We start from the raw sequence: 18,874 nt of genomic DNA, 5'->3' as shown, positions 1-18,874 counted from the left end.
ATGACTGCTCTAAGTACAGCTATTTCACCCGAATCACTTCTAACTGAATCCAAAATTATTAGTAGCGGTTATCCGTTAAGTATTGCGCCAATGATGGATCGCACTGACCGCCACTATCGCTATTTCATGCGTCAGATTACACGACGGACATTACTCTACACCGAAATGGTCACCAGTGCAGCAATTCTTCATGGCGATCGCGAACGCTTGCTAGGCTTTTCCCCACAAGAGAAACCCCTAGTCTTACAAGTTGGTGGTGACACTCCCAGTGACTTAGCTGAATGCGCCCGAATTGCTGAAGCTATGGACTATGACCAGATTAATCTCAACGTTGGTTGTCCCAGTAGTCGGGTGCAAAATGGAAATTTTGGAGCTTGTTTGATGGCGCAGCCTGAACAGGTAGCACGCTGTGTAGAGGCTATGGTTAAAGTAGTGAACATACCCGTTACTGTCAAGCACCGTATCGGTATTGATCACCTTGACCGCTATGAAGACATGGCTAATTTTGTCCGCATTGTCTCAGATGCCGGTTGTCAGCATTTTACTGTACATGCCCGCAAGGCTTGGCTACAGGGTTTGAGTCCAAAAGAGAATCGCAACGTCCCACCCTTACGTTACAGTGACGTCCATCGTCTCAAGCAGGAGTTACCTGACTTATTCGTGGAAATTAATGGTGGATTCACTAGTCTTGAACAAGTGCGAGAACAACAAGAGTATGTCGATGGGGTCATGATTGGGCGTGCAGCTTACGACAATCCCTATCTGTTTGCCAAAGCTGATTGTGATATCTATAGCGAGACAGTTATACCCCCAACTCGCCATCAGGTTGTCGAAGCCATGTTTTCCTATATTGATCACTGGGTAGCCAAAGGTTTTAAGCTGAACAAAATTACCAGACATATGCTGCAATTATTTGCAGGGCAACCAGGTAGTAGAGCTTGGAAACGTCATATAACTGAAAATTCCTGCTTGGTTGGTGTTGGTTCTGATGTCGTTCGGGAAGCTTTAGGTAAAATTCCTTAGGGTAAGTATTCAGCGGTCAGCGGTCAGCGGTCAGCTAATGCGCTACGCCCAAGCTACGCGAACAGCTTATGGGTTAGGTCACAGGCTAGAAGCCTGTGCCACCTTTTATTGCCATATATCCCATTTTATATTATTAAGTATTTTTGTACTAGTGTAAGATATAATAATCATAACATTAATAGTAGTAGTAGCGGATTTAGCTACAAAATTATGATCTGAGTCAGATTTTATAGTTCAAAGGCAATCCACCTATAAATAATAAATAATTAACCATGAGATTTATCAGCCCCAAAACCGACTTTGCTTTTAATAAAATCTTTGGTTCCTCTGAAAGTAAAGAAGTTCTGATCAGCTTTCTAAATGCTTTGATATATCAAGGAGAATCTAGGATAAATAATTTAGATATCATTGACCCATACAATGCTGGCTATACTACGGAGTTAAAGGATACCTACCTGGATGTCAAGGCGATACTCAATGACGGCTCGACAGTAATTATTGAAATGCAAGTGTTAAATGTTCCAGCTTTTGATAAACGAGTAATCTATAATCTCGCCAAAACCTATGGCAATCAATTAAAATCTGGGGAAAGGTCTTCTAAACGTAAGCCGGTGATTGCTTTAACGATTACCGACTTCACCATGTTTGAGGAAACCGAGCGATACCTAACTCGTTTTGTATTTAAAGAAGAGCAAAAAAACTTTATCTACCGAAACGAACACCTAACCATGGTGTTTGTGGAACTGCCGAAATTTTCCCGGGGTTTAGAAGACTTAGAAACGGCATCGGAGAAATGGATATATTTTATGAAGGAAGCCCCAAATTTAGAAGCAATTCCCGATACCTTATCAGAAATCCCGGAAATTGCTCAGGCGCTAACCATAGCTAATCAGGCCAATATGAGTAGAAAAGACTTGGAGGAATTACACAAACGAGAAGTGTTTATGGAAGACCGCAAAGGTGAAATTCGTCAAGCTCTCGAACAAGGCCGGGAAGAAGGGAGATTATTAATGCAGGGACTGATATCCCGTCAACTGGAAGGTAAACTTGGTGCAATACCCTCAGAAATTCTAGAGGAAATTCAACAATTATCTCTAGAACAATTAGAAGGTTTAGGAGTTGCTATGGTAGATTTTAGCACCAGCGTAGATTTGTCTAATTGGTTGCGGGATAACCAATGATATAGCGCTACGCTTAGCGTCAGAATTCAGAAGTCAGAAGTCAGAAGTCAGAAGTCAGCTATGACTTTTCTATTCCCTATTCCCTATTCCCGTCTTGATGCAGTCGCTCATGGGGGAAACCCCCAAGACCGCGCTGCATCGCTGTTCCCTGTTCCCTTTTTGATACCAAATTGATAATTCCATTTAGAATTAAAGCAGCGATCACACCAACTGCCACATGAAATAGCACAAACACGACACTGTAAGTCAAGCAAGGTGTAACACCAGAGCTGGGGCAATTTAAGGATTCTTTCGGGTCGATAATAGACTCTAGCGGTTTACCAGCGGTTTGGGCAGAAATAGCACTAACCGCTAAACCAGTACCCACCAGGGCAATGGAACGTTGTAATCGTTTCTCCCGTTCTGCCTGGTCAATGTCTACTCGGGCTCGAATCGCACTAAGGGCTTGTTCCAGTAGTGCAGCACCATTCCCAAAATAGCCCAAATCTGATTGGATTTGTTCTTGAAAGAGCTGGCAATCATTGAAAAAAGTTTCTAAAAAGCTGAGGTCATCTTGGGGGAGTTTGCCGGAGATATCCCTCAGTTCTCGGTTATAGTTTTCAGCATTAATCGTAATTGTCAGTCGATAATGGTCTAAGTCTCGGAGTAAGCGAGAGTAGTCTAATGCCTTTTGGGAAACTGATTTGATATCCTCCTTGAATTTATCTAACTCTGCTTGACTCAAGCTTTGACTAGTTGGCCACTTTTTAAAGGTTTCGTCAAAATACTGCTCAATGGTTTGATAGTGATCTTTAATTACCTGATAAACATCACGATTAAGCTGATAAGCACGGATGACTTTATTTCGATAACAAAATAGGTTAATAAAATTGGAATAGTAATCTATAAAATTATCACTAGCTTCTGGGTTCACAAAAATCCAAACCAGTATATGACAGTATTTTTCTGGTTGACTAGGAACTCCGTATTCAAAAATCGGACTGCCGAATAATTCCCCTTCTTGATTGAAGTGAGGACAGGGAATTTGAGCAGGAATGAAAGCTCGCAAACACTCGTCAGCCAGTTGTCTTAATTCCTGGCGATTTTGCAGTAACTTCCAGGGAATAAAGCGTTTTTGTTCTGTATACCAAACTGTTAAAACCAAAGTTTGACCAATGGAACTGCCAATTTCCTCGGGCATCAAGCAGCCTGCTGAGTTCAATTGTTTTAGAAAGCTGGAGGGGACTGGTTGGGTGCGTTGGGTCTGATTGTCCTCTAGTTCAGGACGGCGGAGGTTTAGGGCTAAGCCATAGGTATCTTGAATTCTGAGGGGAGTTGCAACTCCGGTAACAGCCAGGGAAGTATTATCTAGGGTAACATTACTCCCAAAGTGGAAAGCCACATCATCAGTAGTTTTATCCTTGAGCAAGTCTACTCGATATCCTGACTCTTCTTCAATTTCAAGCTGCTTAGTCACTGCAAATTTTTGAGAGATAATCTGGTTGCACTTGTCCCAGAGTAAGGTAGTTGGCTGACTAGTTTTTAGATGAAAGGCAAATAAATGGACATTAGGGGCATAGACTTTAGAGGTCAATCGCTTCGCTCCAATTCAAAATTATCAATTCAAAATTCAAAAATATCCCACGAATTAATTCAGGGCTTGAAACAGCGCTACTCCCTATTCCCTATTCCCTACTTACTGTTCCCTGTTCCCTGTTCCCCCTTCCCTTTACTATTAAGTTGATCCTTCACTTGCTCACGCAGCTCCTGAAACCAATTGTCAAGGCGATCCGGCTGAATAGGTGGAGTGGGAGGAACTTTGCCAAGCTCCTTCTTGCGAATATCGTAAAATTTGTTGAATTCATTCCTAATTTTAAGCCGTTCCTTGAACCAATTCCTGATAATTTTATCAACGTTTTCTGGTGGGTTACTCTGCAAAAGAGCTAAGGTCTGATCTAAGTCCTGTAAGTCTTCCCTAGAAAACACTTCTGGTTTGGTTTCCAGGAAGTAAGGAAATACTAGAATTTGAGGGTCATCAATCATGATTTTACTCTCCAATTACACAGAATGCTGCCCAATAGTAGGGGTTTTGGAAGGGTTGCTCATCGGGGTTAAACCAATCCAGTGCTTGTTCAATCTTTTTCATCAAAGAGTTGTCTAAAGGTAACTGTCTACTCCAGACTAGCAACTGAAACTGGGTGCTATCCCGCAGCCAGAATTGGGCTTGATTAAGGGCAACGGCTAAAGCCATCTGCTCTCGTAAATTCTGATAAAATTTAATCATCAACAACGCTGTGGATAAATCGTTTACCATCCACAAGCTACTAACTACTGCTGGACTCCCCGCCACTAGGAAACCACTGGGTAAACCAATGTATTCATCGCTGCTATTGTTGTAATCAATCAATCCCGTTTCGCAAGCAGAAAGGGTGACCAGGCGACATTGTTCTAATTGTAGGTCAAATACTTCATCGATAGTCAGACATTTCTCTAGGTCAACTACTTCCTCTTCACTTATCCGTAAATAGCGCTCCGGATTGGGTTCAGCAGATGCAAGTTTGTGGGCATTGGCCAGGATTAGAGCCGATTTCCGTGGTTCTTCGTAATTAAAGTAACCGTGACAGCTAAAATGGACATAGTGGAATGTGTTGAGAGCTTTGCTATCGATGGCAGCTTTGGTGGCAGCGTTTTCTACAAGAACTTCTGTATCTGGTGGTGGATTGAAGTAGCTTTTGATTACGTCTACTTCGATAGTAGTGTAAATTAAATCAGCACTGGGGTTTTGAACCGCAAACAGGTGGGTAAAATCTTTTGGGCGTTTTCTGGTTTTAGCAAGTTGCAGTAGTTGACAGCTAGGGGCGTAACTTACCCCTGCTGTCAACTGTTCCATTATAATTTTAGAGTTATCTTCTCCCTGCTTACTGTTAATCGGTAAAGCATGAAGGGGCAACAAATGTAAAAACTGATGGGGGATTAAAATTAAGCGATCGCACTCTGGGGGTATTTGCTGAATGATGTCATCAATGGATAGAATATCAGCTAGCTCATGTAGGCGGTTACTCAGGTCGTTTTGCCAATTATAATTAATTTTATAAGCTTTGTAATCTTGTAAATAATTATCTTTCCAAGTTGCCAATTCGTCTAAGTCTTGGGGCTCAGATTTTAAAACTCTGGGCTGTTGAGTTTCACTGGTAAAGATGAACGTGAGCAGCTTATTCCGTGTAATGTAAAATTCTACAATAGCAGTGTGGTGATCTAAATTGTTCTGAAATTCCTCAAACTTAAAGCTAGAACCGATAGGTAAATGTTTGTCTTGTAAATCATTACGCTGCTGTCGCAATTCTTTAAGACGTTGTGTTAAGACTTTTTGATTGTCAGCGTTGCCCTGTTGGATTTGATTTTGACCTGCTGCTATTTCATCCCTGTATTGTTCTAGTTGAGTGGCAACATTTGGGGGAAAGATGGTTTTCAAGTCACGGCTGAGAATCTCGTCAACTAAATTGCGGGTTTTGCTCCGTTCAACATAGTCAATGGCTGCGGTGATCTTATTTGATTCTAGGCAAACTTCTACCATGCCTTGATAGCTTCGGTTGTACTTTTCAGCTAGTTTTGTCTTGTAGTCTTCTTCTCCAGAACCAGAAATAATTTCATCTCGCAGGAATTCTACGGTTTTAATGGCAGCATCAAAAGCCTTGTAAGCTTCCGGGAAATTTTGAGCATCTCGGTAAGCCAAACCAAGGTTATTTTTAGTATCTAGATACTCTTGAGGAAATGCTTCAAAGGTTCTAACTCTAAGAGCCTGTTGGTAACAAGCGATCGCTTCTTCTATATTCTGTGCTTTCTCTCCTTTGATTCGGTTACAGTAAGCAACACCGATATTAGTTTGTGTCGATGCCCACTCAATCGGAAATGCCTCAAAGGTTCTAACTCTAAGAGCCTGTTGGAAACAAGCGATCGCTTCTTCTATATTCTGTGCTTTCTCTCCTTTGATTCGGTTACAGTAAGCAGCACCGAGATTAGATTGTGTGGATCCCCAATCATAAGGAAATGCCTCAAAGGTTCTAACTCTAAGAGCTTCTTGGTAACAAGCGATGGCATCTTCAATATTCTGTGCTTTCTCCCCTTTTATGCGGTCAGAGTAAGCATTACCGAGATTATTTTGTGTCGATGCCCACTCAATCGGAAAATCCTCAAAGGTTCTGACTCTTAGAGCTTCTTTGTGACAAGCGATGGCATCTTCTATATTCTGTGTTTTCTCTCCTTTGATTCGGTCACTGTAAGCAGCACCGAGATTATTTTGTGTCGATGCCCAATCATAAGGAAATGCCTCAAAGGTTTTGACTCTAAGAACCTGTTTATAACAAGCGATAGCAACTTCAATATTCTCTGCTTTCTCCCCTTTTATTCGGTCAGAGTAAGCAGCACCGAGATCATTTTGTGCCGATGCCCATTCTTGGGTAAATCCCTCAAAGGTTCTAACTCTAAGAGCTTCTTGGTAACAAGCGATGGCCTCTTCTATATTCTGTGCTTTCTCCCCTTTTCTTCGGTTATTGTAAGCAGCACCGATATTATATTGTGTCGATGCCCACTCAATCGGAAATGCCTCAAAGGTTCTAACTCTAAGAGCCTGTTGGAAACAAGCAATGGCCTCTTCAATATTCTGTGCTTTATGACCTTTGATTCGGTTAAAGTAAGCAATACCGAGATTATTTTGTGTTTGTGCCCACTCAATCGGAAAAGCCTCAAAGGTAAAAACTCTAAGAGCTTCTTCGTAACAAGCAATGGCCTCTTCTATATTCTGTGCTTTCTCACCTTTTATTCGGTTACGGTAAGCATTACCGAGATTATTTTGTGTCGATGCCCACTCAATCGGAAATGCCTCAAAGGTTCTGACTCTAATAGCTTCTTGGTAACAAGCGATGGCTTGTTCAATATTCTGTGCTTTTTCCCCTTTTCTTCGGTTATAGTAAACAATACTGAGATTATTTTGTGTCCTTGCCCACTCAATCGGAAATGCCTCAAAGGTTTTGACTCTAAGAACCTGTTTATAACAAGCGATAGCAACTTCAATATTCTCTGCTTTCTCCCCTTTTATTCGGTCAGAGTAAGCAGCACCGAGATTATTTTGTGCCGATGCCCATTCTTGGGTAAATCCCTCAAAGGTAAAAACTCTAAGAGCTTCTTGGTAACAAGCGATGGCCTCTTCTATATTCTGTGCTTTCTCCCCTTTTCTTCGGTTATTGTAAGCAGCACCGATATTATATTGTGTCGATGCCCACTCAATCGGAAATGCCTCAAAGGTTCTAACTCTAAGAGCCTGTTGGAAACAAGCAATGGCCTCTTCAATATTCTGTGCTTTATGACCTTTGATTCGGTTAAAGTAAGCAATACCGAGATTATTTTGTGTTTGTGCCCACTCAATCGGAAAAGCCTCAAAGGTAAAAACTCTAAGAGCTTCTTCGTAACAAGCAATGGCCTCTTCTATATTCTGTGCTTTCTCACCTTTTATTCGGTTACGGTAAGCATTACCGAGATTATTTTGTGTCGATGCCCACTCAATCGGAAATGCCTCAAAGGTTCTGACTCTAATAGCTTCTTGGTAACAAGCGATGGCTTGTTCAATATTCTGTGCTTTTTCCCCTTTTCTTCGGTTATAGTAAACAATACTGAGATTATTTTGTGTCCTTGCCCACTCAATCGGAAATGCCTCAAAGGTTTTGACTCTAAGAACCTGTTTATAACAAGCGATAGCAACTTCAATATTCTCTGCTTTCTCCCCTTTTATTCGGTCAGAGTAAGCAGCACCGAGATTATTTTGTGCCGATGCCCATTCTTGGGTAAATCCCTCAAAGGTAAAAACTCTAAGAGCTTCTTGGTAACAAGCGATGGCCTCTTCTATATTCTGTGCTTTCTCCCCTTTTCTTCTGTAATAGTAAACAAAACCGAGAATAGCTTGTATCGATGCCCACTGAACAGAAAAAACCTCAAAGGTAAAAACTCTAAGAGCTTCTTGGTAACAAGCGATGGCCTCTTCTATATTCTGTGCTTTATCCCCTTTTATTCGGTCATAGTAAGCATTGCCGAGATTAGTTTGTGTCGATGCCCACTGAACAGGAAAAGCCTCAAATATAAAAACTCTAAGAGCCTGTTGGTAACAAGCGATAGCAAGTTCAATATTCTCTAATTTCTCACCTTTTATTCGGTTAAAGTAAGCATTACCTAGATTAGTTTCTGTCCATGCTAAATCAATATTTTCATTATAAAAGACCTCAAATATAAAAACTCTAAGAGCCTGTTGGTAACAAGCGATAGCAAGTTCAATATTCTCGGCTTTCTCACCTTTTATTCGGTCAGAGTAAGCAGCACCGAGATTATTTTGTGTCAATGCCCACTCAATCGTAAAATCCTCAAATGTAAAAATTATAATAGCTTCTTGGTAACAAGCAATTGCTTCTTCAATATTCTGTGCTTTCTCACCTTTTATTCGGTTATAGTAACCATTACCGAGATTGTATTGTTTCGATGCCCACTCAAAAGGAAAAGCCTCAAAGGTTCTGACTCTAAGAGCTTCTTGGTAACAAGCGATGGCTTTTTCTATATTCTGCGCTTTCTCACCTTTTATTCGGTCAGAGTAAGCAGCACCGATATTATTTTGTGTCCTTGCCCACTCAAAAGGAAAAGCCTCAAAAGTTCTGACTATAAGAGCTTTTTGGTAACAAGTGATGGCAACTTCAAGGTTTTGTGATTTCTCACCTTTTATTCGGTCAGAGTAAGCAGCACCGATATTATTTTGTGTCCTTGCCCACTCAATAGGAAAAGCTTCACGGGTGAAAACAGTTAGTACGACTTCATAGCTAGTGATCGCAATTTCTATATTGCTAGCTTTTTCACCCAAGGGAAATTTCCTAATTAGATTGCTGAAATTGTCAATATCTGTTGCTAGAGATTTTGCTTCATCTGCTTCCGCTTCCGCCAGCCTAGTTGTTGCTACAACCCGCAATAGTTCTGCTAATCTAGCATCCAGTTTGTCTGTATTTTCTGCCAGTAATGGGTAAACTACCTGCTGATCACCATTACTGTCTTCAGTTGCTTTTAGTACCTGTAAGAGAAAGTCAAGTTGGGCATCAGATGTATTGTCAGCCATTGCCATCAATTGCTGTTCAATATTTATTGCACTATTATACTACTTTTAAATGTAACAGAGAGTAGGGAGCAGGGAACAGGGAACAGGCAATAAACGCTATAGGTAGAAATGCTATATATTTTATATAATATCTCAAAAAATGATGCTATTAAAGATAAAATTTCTGAATAATAAAGTTAGGTAATTGCATTTTCAATCAACTATAAAACTCTCTAAAAACTTTTTTAAAACCCTTGAAAAATAAACTTATAATCATTACAATAATAATTGTAAATGCAAGTTCAACTTTTGAAAGATGTCAGAACAATTTACCCGGAACTTCAAAAAACAACCAACTCAGCACACTCTCAAAGGTTCTCGTCAATCAGTAATTTATAGTATGCAAATGTTTTATTCCCTGGGCTATGCAGAGATTGCTGAATGGACTCCTCTGGAGCCTACTGAAGTGCCCGGTGAAGTGATAACTACCATGACCAAGTATTGGTTGTTGCCATAACACCTTAATTTTCTGGGGGGGTTTCCCCCCCGGCCTTGGGTTTGGTCTGATAGTATAGGATCACATCCGAAAGTTTCGGGTATTTTTGTGACATAAATCAAAAGTTGAACTCCCTAGCCGTGGATAGTATTTCTACGGCTATTTTTTTTGTCAGTTGTCAGCGGTCAGCCGTCAGCTGTCAGCTGTCAGCCTTCAGCTATATCATAAGGGATGATAGAATTAGTAAAGAGTTTTTCCTAACTATCAGGTAAACCGGATTTTTTACCTCTTACCTACTCCCTACTCCCTACTCCCTACTCCCTACTCCCTACTCCCTACTCCCTACTCCCTACTCCCTAGCCATTGCACTATTTCCTCAGGTAAAGCAACTTTAGTTCTAGTCATTGCATTAATACAAACGTGCTTCGTAATTGCCTTTGCCAGTAACTGTTGCGATGACGAAGCTGTAACAACCTGATAAGCAATTTCAAACTTATTTTGACTCAACTGCTCAGGCATCAGGTGAATCACCAGTGGATCCCCACAAAACATAGGACGCAAAAAATCCACACTGGCATGAACAATCGGAATTGCCACAGCGGGCTTAGTGAAAAAAGACTTGAGATTAATGCCCGATGCATCTAGAGAGGCTTCATAGGCTTCATGGCAGATAGATAAAACATTAGCAAAATAGACTACACCAGCCGCATCCGTATCTGAAAACCGAACAGTGCGATTATAAGTAAAAGAAACCATGCTATTTTATTTTACTGTGATGAGGTACAAATTTTGAGGTGCGACCCGTGGCGAATTTAATTCGCCAACGGAAAGCGCACCTAAGGTTTTTTAGGGAACAGGGAACAGGGAACAGGGAACAGGTAATATAGAATAATTAAACAGGGAATTTGGAAGTAGGAACAGGGAAAAAAACTATTTACCTCATTAGGTTATAACTCGCTCTAGACTTGATATCTTGATATCAGTGGTAAATTAGCAATTAACAATTATATCATGTTCATATAATCAGTTATCAAAAAACCTAGCTTCCTTCTGGTAGGTAATCTCTCTTCTGATGCCCTGTTCCCTGTTCCCTGTTCCCTGTTCCCTGTTCCCTGTTCCCTATTACCTACTATTTATAATTGTTCAACCGCACATGATATTAACATGAATGGGATTAAAACAAACTATCAAGCAGCAGTATATCTCAACACTGACCTCCAGGGGTCAGGATTCCCAATTCTCTGCCTTCACGGTCATCCAGCCTCAAGTCAGTGCCTTTCAGTTTTTACCCAACATCTATCCCAGAGGTTCTGGACTATCAGCCCTGATTTGCGAGGATATGGTAAAAGTCCAGCTGATCGCGCTTTTCAGATGACCGACCACTTGACTGACTTGGAATCCCTGCTCGACTACTACAAAATTGACCGCTGTTTGATACTGGGTTGGTCTTTAGGGGGAATTTTGGGAATGGAGCTTGCCCTGAAGCTACCTCAGAGAGTCACGGGTTTAATTTTAATCGCCACAGCCGCTCGACCTTGGGGTAATCATCCCCCCATTAGTTGGCAGGATAATCTCTATACCGGGATCGCTGGTGTCTTAAATTGGTTACAACCAGGATGGCAGTGGAATATTGACACATTTGGTAAGCGATCGCTTTTTCGATACCTGATCCAACAACACACAACCAGCACCTACCAGTATATTGCCAAGCACGCCATATCAGCCTATTTACAGACCTCCCAAGCCGCTACAGCAGCACTCAACACTGCCATTAGGGCTGGGTATAACCGTTTGCCAGACTTACAGCAGATTCAATGTCCCTCCCTGGTCTTAGCAGGAGCTGCTGATCGCCATATTACCGCAGCATCAAGTCGAGAAACCGCTCAACATCTTAAGGATAGCCAATGGCAATGCTATGACAATACTGCTCACTTGTTTCCTTGGGAAATCCCGGATCAGGTGTTAAAAGATATTGACAACTGGATTAGCAATAATCCGCAAGTTGTCTGTCAGAATTAATTCTTAATTATTAATTATTAATATGGTTAAACATTATGACGACTATTGAAGTGCGTCCTGTTAAGAATAAACAAGAGTTAGAGGATATGTACCACCAGCGGTGGCTTGTCTTCAGAAAACCCTTAGGTATGGAGAAAGGAACAGAACAAGACCAGTACGAAAGTAGTGCTTTTCATCTCGTTGCTATCTGTAATAATCAGGTAATTGGTTCAGCAAGATTAAGAGAATTGTCTCCCGGATTGGGCACTATTGCCTACGTTGGACTATTACCTGAATTTCGTCACCAAGGCATCGGCACCAAACTGATCGAGACATTAATTGAAAAAGCCAAAGCAAACAATCTCAAGGCTTTAAGACTAATGACTAGAATTAATGCCCTAGGTTTCTATAGTCGCCTTGGTTTTATAGCTGACGGTGAGCCATTTGATTATGTTGGCATCAGCCACCAATTTATGTACCTTAATATCTAGCAAAGGGAGTAGGGAGTAGGGAGTAGGGAGTAGGGAGTAGGGAGTAGGGAGTAGGGAGTAGGGAATATGGCATCAAACATTATCACAATTCCTACACGGACTCTATACCAATGACTAAGTAAATTACTAACACCAGTAACTCTATATTTAAGGTGCGTTGATAACGCACCCTACTGGCGTGGCACACCTAAAAATGTTTGTTGGGTTGAGCGGTAGTGAAACTGTTAGGTGCGCTTGACCCATTAAGAATTAAATTCCCCACGGGTCGCACCTCTTAATGCAGAGCATCGCTATTCCCTCTTATCTCTTCCCTGTTCCCTGTTCCCTGTTCCCTGTTCCCTAAAATCTAGAAATTGTGTACCTCACAAGTCGTAGAATTGCTATATTAGCTTGCCATCTGCGGTTGATAAACTGGAAGAATTTCCAGCAATTCCGAGTAAAGGCAGAGATTCTTGATAGTATATTTAACAAACACTGACTCTTTCTGAGCACCACAAGACCCTTTCAGCTGCAATGTCTTACTTTCATCTTTAATCAATTCAGCACGACAATGGTAAATCAAGCCATTAGGTTTTTCAAAGCTGATCTCAGCTTGAATAGAATTCTGATTCGCATCTTCCTTAATAATTGAACCACCAACTTTGTGCTTAAACCAATTCCATCCGTAGCGGAGGATAAGTTCCCTTTCCAATACCTGAATTTTAGTCGGTAGAATTCCCCAACCTCGATAAATTCGATTGAAGCATTCAATCTCACCACTACGGATTAAAATTGATTTAAATGAATCTTGATCTAAAACACCGTAGTATCTTCCATCTGGGAAATCAATCGCAGTGGGAGCAAACCGATGACCACCAAAGTGGCTAGCTTTCCAGAGTCTGACATTGGTTAAGGATAACTCAGCAACAGTAGCTAAGGCTTTGGCGTAAAAAGGATTACCATACCTGGCGCAACACACATCATGGCTACCGTGGGTGCAAACTAAAATGTCTCTAGTGTCACTGTCTTGTGTGACACAGTTTGGCGTTTCTCCAGCTAAGAATTGTCTGACAATCCCAGCTACCTCACCAAGATTAGTCACATCAAACTCTAGCTTGCTGTACCCTTTTAACCTGGCCTCACCGTTGTGACTATAAATCAAAAGCTTAGTCTGATCGGCTTTTAGGGTTTTATTATTAGCAATCAGCAGGAATCTTACTGGCAGCTTACGGTGCTTCACCTCATCCACCAAACTCCTAAGATTCTCTGGAATATACTTAGAATCCATGGCATTAGACAGCCACGGTTGGCGGCATTCTACTAAAACATACACTTGGTAATTAGTGCCACTACCGATAATATCTTCGGCTAACTGCTGTGAATGGTCAGCACAAAAAAAAGTGCTCATCGTTTTGTCTCCTTAATTGTCATTTTATAAAAAACTATAAATATTTTTTCTAGCATTTTTAATAGCTATGATATACAGATAATTGGTTTCTTGATTCCCTATTGACTATTGCCTATTGCCTATTCCCTGTTCCCTGTTCCCTGTTCCCTGTTCCCTGTTCCCTGTTCCCTATTAGTTATACTCTGGAGTCAACAAAAATAATTCCTTCAGTAACTAAGTGGGTTAAAAGAGGAGCGACATCAACCTCCCAATCGAAATCTGGTAACCATGTCATGACATCACTACCGGTAAACGTCTCTCTGGTGAATAAATTTTCCACCAAGGAGTCAGTTACTCCTCTCAAAGCGATTTCTTTACCTGAAACGATAATTTTGTAGCCATTGTCATTTGGCAGATGTAAAATTTTGAGGCGTTTAAATTTGGGATTGCTAAACCTAGTCTCTACACCATTGGGAAATATATTAAATCCTGCTTGCGTAGGTAGAGAGTATCTAGCTAGTGGCTTGACTAAGCCATCAAGATAACAGTTATATCGTTCCTGGATATCACTGTTAGTAAGGTATTCTTTAAAATTTTCGATTAAGTTATCAATCGACTGATCTAATGGAGCAGCATCGAACCGCAGTGGCAAATTTTTACGCCAGGCTTCATTCTCCCGTAACTCACTAACCAACCAGTCTAAAAAATCCACACCAGTCTGGCAATGAATGCCTAGGGTTAAATGTAGTGACGGTTGATCGAGAGCAACAGCATAGTGCCAATGTCCACGGGGTATATACAACACATCACCAGGGGTAAGGGTACACTTCAAGTAAGGCTCCCCTTCCGGAGGTGTTTCAGACGCTGATTTTTGCTCAGTCAACGGGTATTTTAGAGTATCGGTAAATACGTACCATTCCTTGTTTCCGTCTATTTGCAAGATAAAGACATCGTGAGTATCGTAGTGACAGGAAAATCCCTGTTGACTGGGCCATGAACAATAGGAATTGACTTGAGCACTATAGCCTAAATCTTGTCTAACTTCTGAGGTGAAGTTAGTAATTTCTGGTACTAGTTTATGTACCTTGTCGATGATTAGAGTTGCCCCTGATTGGCACCACTTGATTAGATTGGCGTTTTCCTTTTCCTCCAAAACTTTGCCATCTAAGGCTAAGCGCAGCTCCGGATACTTGAATTGATGGAAATTCAGCAGATCGGTGAGTTTTTGCCAAGAAAATAGATCAGCAAACTTCGTTTCGTCCTCACTTGGGATAAATACTGCTTTACTCGTCCAATGGTATTCTAGGAATTTCTGCTCACTATAAGGCTTGAGGATTTTTGCGAGCACTGACATAACTATTTGAGAAATTTTAGCAACAAACAATTTATACTAAGCAACTAGCTTGCACCAGAAATATAATTGAGAAGATTTCTCTAATTTCTGATACAAGCTCGGATTTAGCCAAAACTATTAGCAACTAAATTATTGCTAACAATTCTGGGCTCATAAGTAATAGCTACCTGATCAGGTCAGACAGTCTCAGGATTCCTCGCTTCTAAGATCACCACCGTCAGCGTCAGTATTTAGGGAAGATTCAGTAGTCTTACGGGAATTATTAGGAACGATTTCCTTGATTTCGACTTGAATTCTGCTAACAGTGCGCTTTTCAGCAGTTAATCCTTTGATTTGCTCTAACATACTTTGTCTCCAACTAGTGTAGATCACCCTTTTGCTGCTTAACCTTTCGGCTATTGCTCGAAAGGCTCAGTGATCGGGTATGTTCTATAGACTGTAACTCAAAGGGAACGCGGCAGTCAATAGTTGATATTAAATTTCAATAAATTTTGCTCAACCTATCCTAAGCCTATAACCTAAGAGTTAGGCTTAGGGATGTTAAATCAATGTGATATAGTGCTCAAGCTTGCTATAGCAAGGCTTGAGCTGGTTAATTTAGCAATAATAATTATCAAGTAACTCTCTAGAGTTAAGTTGACTATAGAGAATCAGCACACGTCAGCTGTTCGCGTAGCGTGCGGATAGCGCATAAGCTGATAGCTGATAGCTGATAGCTTACAGCAAAGTCGATAGACTTAGAAGTAGTACCGGAATCAAGAAGAAAACGCTTCCAATATAGAGGAACGCTAAATACTTCCGCTCACTGGCAACAGCAGCTAAGGTTTCTGCACCCAGGATTGGCATTTGTCTCAAAACAGGAATGCTGTAGATGATCACAACGGCGAGGGTGTTGTAAAGTAGATGAACTGTAGCTATTTCTAGAGCAGGGATTGGGTTTTCGGTTATTCCGGTAGCGGCAAGTAACGCAGTGATACACGTTCCGATATTTGCCCCTAGGGTGAAGGGATAAATTTCTTGTAAACTCAATAAACCTGTACCAGCTAGGGGAACGATCAGGCTGGTGGTAGTGGAGGAAGATTGCACGATTACAGTGACTAGTGTCCCAGAAGCAATCCCAGCAATGGGACCGTTACCGATAGCAGTGTGCAACATCTGATTCGCTCGTCCTACCATTAGGGTTTTGAGCAGTTTGCCAATGAAAAAGATGGATAGGAAAATAAGACTGATACCCAAGACTATCAGGGCAATACCATTAAATGGTTCTGGAAAACTATTACTAACAGTGTGAAGTCTATCACTGACTGGAGCCGTGGCGAATTTAATCAGGTTAACGTTGTTTAAGTTAATGGAATTTTCACCCACAACCAGGCTTGTTAAAAACAGACTCATCTTTTCCAGGAAGTGAGTTGTAATTTCCAAAGGTAGGAATATCACGACACTAATCAGATTGAAGAAGTCGTGAATAGTTGCAGCAGCAAAAGCTTGTTTAAATTCGTCCTTATTTTGAATATGTCCTAAACTAACCAATGTATTAGTGATGGTGGTGCCAATGTTAGCACCCATAACCATAGGAACAGCCGTTGCCACTGGCAAACCACCAGCTACTAGACCCACAATAATCGAGGTTACTGTACTTGAAGATTGAATTAAAGCAGTTGCTAGGGTACCGACAATTAAGGCAGCAAAGGGATTAGTAGCAAACTCGAACAATTCCTGGGCTTGCTCCCCAGTAGCTGACCTAAAGCCTGTACCAATTATCCCTACTGCCACAATCAGTAGGTAAACCAAAACTAGAATACCTACCCATTTGTAGAAGGTAACAACAAGCCTGTTTGAGTTCTGAACGCTTTCCATTACTTTACTACAGTGTTTGTATTTGGGTGGTGAACATAGGATTGAACTACAAAGGGAACAGCGGATCTGGGAATAGGGAACAGGGAACAGTACTAAAAAGCTTGGATGTTTTTTTGTACTGCTGCAAGCTCTCAGTATGATGTACACAGGATTTTTGGATTTTTCCCGATTCCCGATTCCCGATTCCCGATTCCCGATTCCCGATTCCCTGTTCCCTTTTCCCTAAAATTACCAAATTAAATCAAGGTAACCAAAAATTACTAAATAACGTCTGACCAAACTCCCGTACAGTTTTGTTAATCTTACGTGTGACCTGAATATGAAATTCATCAGCATCAACAGGAATAATCTTGGCTAAATTCCCCTGTCTAAAGCGCCTAATCACCAAATTTGCTGCCTCTAAACCGGTAACATACGCTTTTTCCTGAGACCAAGAACCGTGGCGAGTGACAATCCAATCCCCGCTCATAAATACATTTTCAATACTAGTGGTTCGCTGCATCATATACTGATAGCTACCAGGAGCAAAGTGAGTCACCCCTTGGGGTACTCGAATCACAGTACTGTCAATCAGATTTGCCTCTCTAAAACCAGAAACACAGGTGCCTAAGTCACGCTGAACTTTCTGGATAATCTGCTGATCACTCAGGGGTAGCAACTGGTTAGCATGGTAAAAGTCTGCTTCAATCACGCTACCAGCTTCATCCCGGTACTCATCGTGCAAAGCATTAAGGTCAAAAAATGTCCAACCCGTGGTGGCATCAAAGCCAAAACAAGCATTAGAGGGATGGCGAATCTCAACTTTGCGGTCAAACCATAGCCTGGTTGATAGCACATCAATTCCCCCTAAATTCATCAGGTTCCGGAATTCCTTGCGGCTTTGGAGCATGGTGCTACTCTGAAGGATTTTCTTCATACCATTGATACTGACAGCAAAAATCACCGCGTCAGCCTCAAAGCATTCATCACCACAGATCACCCCTTTGGCCTTGCCTGTGTGGTCTATAATAACGTCATTGACCCGTTTATTGGTAAGTACCTTTCCCCCGGCTTTTTCAATCTGTTCCACCCAGGGTTTAAATATCATCTGTGCTACCGTTCCTCGGCACCAGACCACATCAAAGTCCGGTTGGTGAGCCAAAATGAAGTAATACAGCATTCCTAGGGCGGCTGCGGCTGAACATTGCTCTCCTGGAGCAAATAAACCAACTAACAGCATGGGCTCAAAGGAATCCTTGTACAGTCGAGCCGAAACCCCAAACTGTTTAAATAATTCACGGGCGGTTACCGAGTCATACCTAGTCCACGCCTGGTGGGAATTATCGAAGTCAATAACGGCATAGAGCAGGGGTAAGGCAGAGAGTCGATCAATCAGGGGTAAGCGTTTAAAGTCGGGGTAGAGGAAGGTTCCTAGAGGGGTGGGAAGTCGTGGTTCATTTTGAAAGATCGGGGATTCGACTTCTAATCCAGCAGGGGAATACTGAGAAGAACGGGTGAAAGGAGTGAAAGGATTGAGTCGGAGTTCCTTTACCAGCTTGAAAATGTTGTGATAGGGATACCAAAAACCATGAATTCCCCCTTCTACAGAACGTCCACCCCCTGTTTTCCATCCTGCCACTAAACCACCGGGATAGGAACTTGCTTCTAGGAGAGTGACATCGTAACCTTGTTTGGCTAAGTGGTGAGTTGCGCCTAAGCCTGCCCATCCAGCACCGACTACAACTACTCGTTTTCTTTCTGAGAATTCTGACATTGACCTAAACTTGAGTCTATTGACAACTCTTTTCTCAGGATGACATAATTATGAAGTTATGTTAAGCTAATTCCGTGATCACTCATGGGATGCTCCTTTGGAGCCGCTAAGGGAACCCATTCGGACAATCATCAATACAGCAGTGGCTATTACCCACCTATTTTCATTGAAGTTGGGAAAAACCTCGCTAAAAACCAGTACATTATTCCTATTGAACCCAAGATATTGGCTTGCTTTGAGCAATAAAAAAAGA

15 protein-coding genes are annotated in these 18,874 nt (G+C 41.5%); 6 read left to right on the top strand and 9 right to left on the bottom strand.

The features are described 5' to 3' along the window. Together dusA and BJP34_RS18115 are read left to right on the top strand one after the other, a co-directional pair. A complete protein-coding gene (dusA, locus tag BJP34_RS18120; protein ID WP_070393554.1) occupies positions 1-1,023 on the top strand; it encodes a tRNA dihydrouridine(20/20a) synthase DusA in 1,023 nt (340 codons plus the stop codon). A gap of 272 nt (positions 1,024-1,295) precedes the next feature. Beyond that, positions 1,296-2,204: an Rpn family recombination-promoting nuclease/putative transposase gene (locus tag BJP34_RS18115; RefSeq protein ID WP_070393553.1), complete on the top strand. Its 909-nt coding sequence runs from the start codon at positions 1,296-1,298 to the stop codon at positions 2,202-2,204. A gap of 76 nt (positions 2,205-2,280) precedes the next feature. Here BJP34_RS18115 and BJP34_RS18110 read toward each other — a convergent pair whose 3' ends face one another. The 3 genes from BJP34_RS18110 to BJP34_RS37125 all read right to left on the bottom strand — a co-directional run bounded on the left by BJP34_RS18110 (position 2,281) and on the right by BJP34_RS37125 (position 9,333). After that, positions 2,281-3,777: a hypothetical protein gene (locus tag BJP34_RS18110; RefSeq protein ID WP_070393552.1), complete on the bottom strand. Its 1,497-nt coding sequence runs from the start codon at positions 3,775-3,777 to the stop codon at positions 2,281-2,283. A 98-nt stretch (positions 3,778-3,875) separates the two neighbouring features. Beyond that, entirely contained in the window at positions 3,876-4,226 is a 351-nt protein-coding gene (locus BJP34_RS18105) for a hypothetical protein (protein ID WP_070393551.1), read from the bottom strand. A gap of 4 nt (positions 4,227-4,230) precedes the next feature. Continuing rightward, positions 4,231-9,333 carry a tetratricopeptide repeat protein gene (locus BJP34_RS37125; protein WP_229423922.1) on the bottom strand — a complete coding sequence of 1,701 codons (5,103 nt, stop codon included), beginning with the start codon at positions 9,331-9,333 and terminating at the stop codon, positions 4,231-4,233. 289 nt (positions 9,334-9,622) lie between these two features. Between BJP34_RS37125 and BJP34_RS18095 the strand changes: the two genes are divergently transcribed. Beyond that, positions 9,623-9,823, top strand: a complete 201-nt coding sequence (locus tag BJP34_RS18095) for a hypothetical protein (RefSeq protein ID WP_070393549.1) — start codon at positions 9,623-9,625, stop codon at positions 9,821-9,823. Positions 9,824-10,144: 321 nt separating this feature from the next. On the opposite strand, the gene BJP34_RS18090 is transcribed toward BJP34_RS18095, so the two are convergent. After that, complete coding sequence (locus tag BJP34_RS18090; protein WP_070393548.1) at positions 10,145-10,558, bottom strand: acyl-CoA thioesterase; 414 nt, start codon at positions 10,556-10,558, stop codon at positions 10,145-10,147. A 408-nt stretch (positions 10,559-10,966) separates the two neighbouring features. Here BJP34_RS18090 and BJP34_RS18085 point away from each other — a divergent pair, with 408 nt between their 5' ends. Both BJP34_RS18085 and BJP34_RS18080 read left to right on the top strand, forming a co-directional pair. Continuing rightward, positions 10,967-11,821: an alpha/beta fold hydrolase gene (locus BJP34_RS18085; protein WP_070393547.1), complete on the top strand. Its 855-nt coding sequence runs from the start codon at positions 10,967-10,969 to the stop codon at positions 11,819-11,821. A 35-nt stretch (positions 11,822-11,856) separates the two neighbouring features. Then, positions 11,857-12,291: a GNAT family N-acetyltransferase gene (locus BJP34_RS18080; RefSeq protein WP_070393546.1), complete on the top strand. Its 435-nt coding sequence runs from the start codon at positions 11,857-11,859 to the stop codon at positions 12,289-12,291. 385 nt (positions 12,292-12,676) lie between these two features. On the opposite strand, the gene BJP34_RS18075 is transcribed toward BJP34_RS18080, so the two are convergent. The 5 genes from BJP34_RS18075 to BJP34_RS18060 all read right to left on the bottom strand — a co-directional run bounded on the left by BJP34_RS18075 (position 12,677) and on the right by BJP34_RS18060 (position 18,621). After that, positions 12,677-13,678, bottom strand: coding sequence for a sucrase ferredoxin (locus tag BJP34_RS18075; RefSeq protein WP_070393545.1), 1,002 nt, complete (start codon positions 13,676-13,678; stop codon positions 12,677-12,679). Positions 13,679-13,853: 175 nt separating this feature from the next. Continuing rightward, on the bottom strand, positions 13,854-15,011 hold the full coding sequence (locus BJP34_RS18070) for a cupin domain-containing protein (protein ID WP_070396743.1): 1,158 nt from the start codon (positions 15,009-15,011) through the stop codon (positions 13,854-13,856). 186 nt (positions 15,012-15,197) lie between these two features. Beyond that, entirely contained in the window at positions 15,198-15,356 is a 159-nt protein-coding gene (locus BJP34_RS43590) for a hypothetical protein (protein ID WP_158517280.1), read from the bottom strand. Between the two features lie 372 nt (positions 15,357-15,728). Then, entirely contained in the window at positions 15,729-16,868 is a 1,140-nt protein-coding gene (locus tag BJP34_RS18065; RefSeq protein WP_070393544.1) for a Na/Pi symporter, read from the bottom strand. 241 nt (positions 16,869-17,109) lie between these two features. Then, a complete protein-coding gene (locus BJP34_RS18060) occupies positions 17,110-18,621 on the bottom strand; it encodes a hydroxysqualene dehydroxylase (RefSeq protein ID WP_070393543.1) in 1,512 nt (503 codons plus the stop codon). An 84-nt stretch (positions 18,622-18,705) separates the two neighbouring features. Here BJP34_RS18060 and BJP34_RS43585 point away from each other — a divergent pair, with 84 nt between their 5' ends. Then, positions 18,706-18,867 (top strand): hypothetical protein, encoded by a 162-nt coding sequence (locus BJP34_RS43585; protein ID WP_158517279.1) that lies wholly within the window; start codon positions 18,706-18,708, stop codon positions 18,865-18,867. Positions 18,868-18,874: the final 7 nt, after the last annotated feature.

The organism is Moorena producens PAL-8-15-08-1 (genome assembly GCF_001767235.1).
Lineage (GTDB): Bacteria > Cyanobacteriota > Cyanobacteriia > Cyanobacteriales > Coleofasciculaceae > Moorena > Moorena producens_A.
Note: the sequence above shows the minus strand (reverse complement) of the source record. Positions and strands in the feature narration are given on the sequence as shown.